Raw genomic sequence first — 3,566 nt, 5'->3', positions numbered from 1 at the left:
GTGGATCTTCCTGCTCAGCGACACCTTCATCTTCAGCTGCTTCCTGACCGGCTACATGACGGTGCGCGCCTCGACCACCGCGGAGTGGCCCAACCCGAGCGAGGTGTTCGCGCTTCATGTCGGGGGGGYCGACATCCCGCTGCTCCTGATCGCGATCATGACCTTCGTGCTCATCAGCAGCAGCGGCACGATGGCGATGGCCGTCAATTTCGCCTACCGCCGCGACCGCGTGAACGCCGCCACGCTGATGCTCGTGACCGCGACCTTCGGCGAACTCTTCGTCGGCATGCAGGCCTTCGAATGGTCCAAGCTGATCATCGAGGAGGGCGTGCGGCCCTGGGGCAACCCGATGGGGGCGGCGCAGTTCGGCTCGAGCTTCTTCATGATCACCGGCTTTCATGGACTGCACGTGTCGGCCGGCGTGGTGTTCCTGTTCATCGTGGCCTTCAAGCTGATCCGCGGCGACTACGACAAGACCGGCAACTACCAGATCGTCGAGATCGCCGGCCTGTACTGGCACTTCGTGGATCTGGTGTGGGTGTTCATCTTTGCGCTGTTCTATCTCTGGTGAGGACGACCATGAACCCCGGCACAGGCCAACAACATCCGATCAGCCTCTACCTCAAGATCTGGGGGCTGCTGTTCGTGCTCAGCACGCTGTCGTACCTGGTCGACTACTTCCATTTCCAGGGCTATCTGCGCTGGGGCCTGATCATCACCTTCATGCTGCTGAAGGCCGGACTCATCGTCGCGGTCTTCATGCACATGGCCTGGGAGCGGCTGGCGCTGGTCTATGCCATCTTGCTGCCGCCCCTGTGCCTGCTGGTGCTGGTCGGCCTGATGGCGGCGGAGGCCGGCCATACCTTCCTGACGCGGCTGCTCTTCTTTCATTAGGTTTGGCTCGCCCCCAGGTTGGGCTCACTTCGTGTAGCCCGCCCACCCCCTACCGGGGGCAACACCGGCGGCCCGGCGAAGCCGGTTCCGCGGTGTTTCACCAACRGGCCTGGCTGCGCCGGCCAGCSATCGGCGCTGGGGKTTTTCTACRGCTGCGCGCAGCGCGCYTGTTCGTGGGCAGTCGCGGAACCGGCTTCGCCGGGCCGCTGACTGCGCCCCCGGTAGGGGGTGGGCGCCCGGACACGAAGTGCCGGGCAACCTGGGGGCGAGTCACCGGTGGGCGATGTAGCGGGTCACGATCGGCAGCGCCTCGCCGTGGTGGAAGGCCAGCCTGCGCTCGCGCAGGGCCATGTCGGCGGCGGTGGCGCGGTGGAAGCGGCGCAGGTGCTCGGTCCAGGATTCGTCGACGATCTGCTCCACGTAGCGGCCGGGCTCGGCGATGTCGTGCAACAGCTCCCAGCCGATCGCTCCCTGGCTCAGGCGCGCGCGGCGCGTCTCGTGCATGACCAGGTGGAAGGCGGCCGCGCGCGCCGGATCGATCAGGTATTCGACCGCGATCACCACCCGGCCGGCCTCGTCGGGCGCGCTGGCCGGCGGGCCGGCGGCCCAGCCATGGCGCGCCGGGCTGGTGTCGTCGTCCTCGCCGGTGCCGTCGGTCACGTAGCGCAGCGCCAGCCCCATGCAAAGGACCGCCGTCACCGAGGCGATGCCGAGGCTGGTGTAGATCGAGCTGAGTTCCGCCACCTGGCCCCACAGCGCGGCCCCCAGCGCGCTCGCCCCCATGATCGCCATCTGGTACATCGACATGCCGCGCGCGCGCACCCAGTCGGGCAGCGCCAGCTGGGCCGAGACCGAGAGCGTATTCGCGACCGTGATCCAGGCCATGCCGCCGAGGAACATCGCGGGCACCGCCACCCAGGCATTGGGCGCCACGGCCATGACGGCGGTCGCGCCCGCTTGCAGCAGCGTGCCGCGCAGCACCAGCTGATCGCGCGCCAGCGCCTGCCGCAGCCGGGGCAGAAACAGCACCGCCACGATGGCGCCCGAGCCCATCGCCGCCAGCAGCAGCGTGAAGGTGCCGGCGCCGCCGCCCTTGAGGTTGCGCGCCAGCAGCGGCAGCAGCGCCAGCACCGCGGTGGAATGCAGGAAGAAGATCGAGATCCGCACCAGCACCGCGCGCATGCGCTGCGACTGCCGCACGAACTGCACGCCGACGCGCATCGCGCTGATCAGCCGCTCGCGGCCGAGCGGATTGGGCGTGTGCTCGCGCCGCCAGCGCAGCACCACGAAACCCGAGGCCACGCACAGCACCGCGTTGAGTCCGAACACCCACACGGTGCCCGCGCTCGCGATCAGCGCACCGGCCACCAGCGGGCCGATGATGCGCGAGGCGTTCATCGAGATGCCGTTGAGCCCGAGCGCCGCCGGCAGGTGGCTGCGCGGCACCAGCTCGGGCACGATGGCCGAGAACACCGGCCAGCGCAGCGCCAGGCCGATGCCGTTGGCGAAGGTCAGGGCCAGCAGCAGCGGCGCGCTCATGAGATCGAGCACCACGGCGACGCACAGCACCACTGCCGAGCCCGCGAGCCAGAACTGGGTGGCGACCAGCCAGCGCCGGCGGTCGAGGATGTCCGCCAGTGCGCCGCTGGGCAGCCCGAGCAGGAACACCGGCAGCGTCGAGGCCGATTGCACCAGCGCGACCCAGATCGGCGAGCTGGTCAGCGAGGTCATCATCCAGGCCGCCGCGACGTCGTTCATCCACATGCAGACGTTGGCGATCAGCCAGGTGGTCCACAGCATCCGGAACACCGGGATCCGGAGCGGTTCGAGCGGGCCGACGCGCGGGGCTTGCGCGGGGGCGGAGGCGACGGGGTTTTCCTGGGGCGAGATCGGCGGCATCGCGGCCTATTGTCGGCGGCCCGGGCGGCTTGCCGTGTCGGCGGAGCGCGCGGGGGCCAGGTGCGCCAGCGGCAGGGTCCGGCTCGCCTTGACCTCGCCGAGCGAGAAGCTGGTGTGCAGGTCCTTCACGTTCGGCAGGTTCAGCAGGTGCTTGAGCGCGAAGCGCGAGAAGCTGTCGAGGTCCTGCGACACCACCTGCAGCTCGAAAGTCCCGGTGCCGCTGATGTAGTGGCAGGCGATCACCTCGGGCAGCTGGCGGATCGCGTCCTCGAGCAAGCGGGTGGCGTCGCCGGAGATGCGCTCGGTGTCGACGCGCACGAAGGCGAGCACCCCGAGCCCGATCTTCTGGCGGTCGATCTCGGCGTGGTAGCCCTTGATGACGCCGGCCTCCTCGAGCGCCCGGACCCGGCGCCAGCACGGCGCCGCCGAGAGTCCCACGCGCTGCGACAGCTCGGCATTGGTCAGGCGCCCGTCGGTCTGCAGTTCTTGCAGGATTGCAAGATCGAACTTATCAATGCTTTCCATTTAATGCCATTTTAAGCAAGATTCGTTCAAAAAGGTGGCGCCATAGGGTGCAAAACGCAAACACCTGTCGAGGCCGCAGGCATACACTTTGCGTGATGATGGCCGAGGGGTATTCGACCCGGATGCCTTGCACGCCACGCCCACAAGGCACAGCCACTGGAGACAACATGAACGCCCCGCTGCCCGAGCACATCCGCCGCGCCCTCGAAACGGTGACGCTTGACGACAAGTATTCGCTGGACTACGGG

Annotated in this window: 4 protein-coding genes; 2 read left to right on the top strand and 2 right to left on the bottom strand. The window is 68.3% G+C overall.

The features are described 5' to 3' along the window. Both AC1D2K_RS31970 and AC1D2K_RS31965 read left to right on the top strand, forming a co-directional pair. On the top strand, nt 1-571 hold a 571-nt coding region (locus AC1D2K_RS31970), incomplete at its 5' end, for a heme-copper oxidase subunit III family protein (protein WP_478094117.1). A gap of 8 nt (nt 572-579) precedes the next feature. After that, on the top strand, nt 580-894 hold the full coding sequence (locus AC1D2K_RS31965) for a cytochrome C oxidase subunit IV family protein (RefSeq protein WP_442284327.1): 315 nt from the start codon (nt 580-582) through the stop codon (nt 892-894). A gap of 270 nt (nt 895-1,164) precedes the next feature. Here the strand turns inward: AC1D2K_RS31965 and AC1D2K_RS31960 are convergent, their stop codons facing one another. After that, nucleotides 1,165-2,793, bottom strand: coding sequence for an MFS transporter (locus AC1D2K_RS31960; protein ID WP_478094114.1), 1,629 nt, complete (start codon nt 2,791-2,793; stop codon nt 1,165-1,167). A gap of 6 nt (nt 2,794-2,799) precedes the next feature. After that, nucleotides 2,800-3,318: an Lrp/AsnC family transcriptional regulator gene (locus tag AC1D2K_RS31955; RefSeq protein WP_478094112.1), complete on the bottom strand. Its 519-nt coding sequence runs from the start codon at nt 3,316-3,318 to the stop codon at nt 2,800-2,802. Between the last annotated feature and the right edge of the window lie 248 nt (nt 3,319-3,566).

This window comes from Variovorax sp. P1_H12_2 (assembly GCF_056405335.1).
Note: the sequence above shows the minus strand (reverse complement) of the source record. Positions and strands in the feature narration are given on the sequence as shown.

What these genes read in the sequence shown, in the direction of transcription:
- AC1D2K_RS31965 (WP_442284327.1), top strand. Translation starts at nt 580, where the DNA reads ATGAACCCCGGCACAGGCCAACAACATCCGATCAGCCTCTACCTCAAG.
- AC1D2K_RS31960 (WP_478094114.1), bottom strand. Translation starts at nt 2,793, where the DNA reads ATGCCGCCGATCTCGCCCCAGGAAAACCCCGTCGCCTCCGCCCCCGCG.
- AC1D2K_RS31955 (WP_478094112.1), bottom strand. Translation starts at nt 3,318, where the DNA reads ATGGAAAGCATTGATAAGTTCGATCTTGCAATCCTGCAAGAACTGCAG.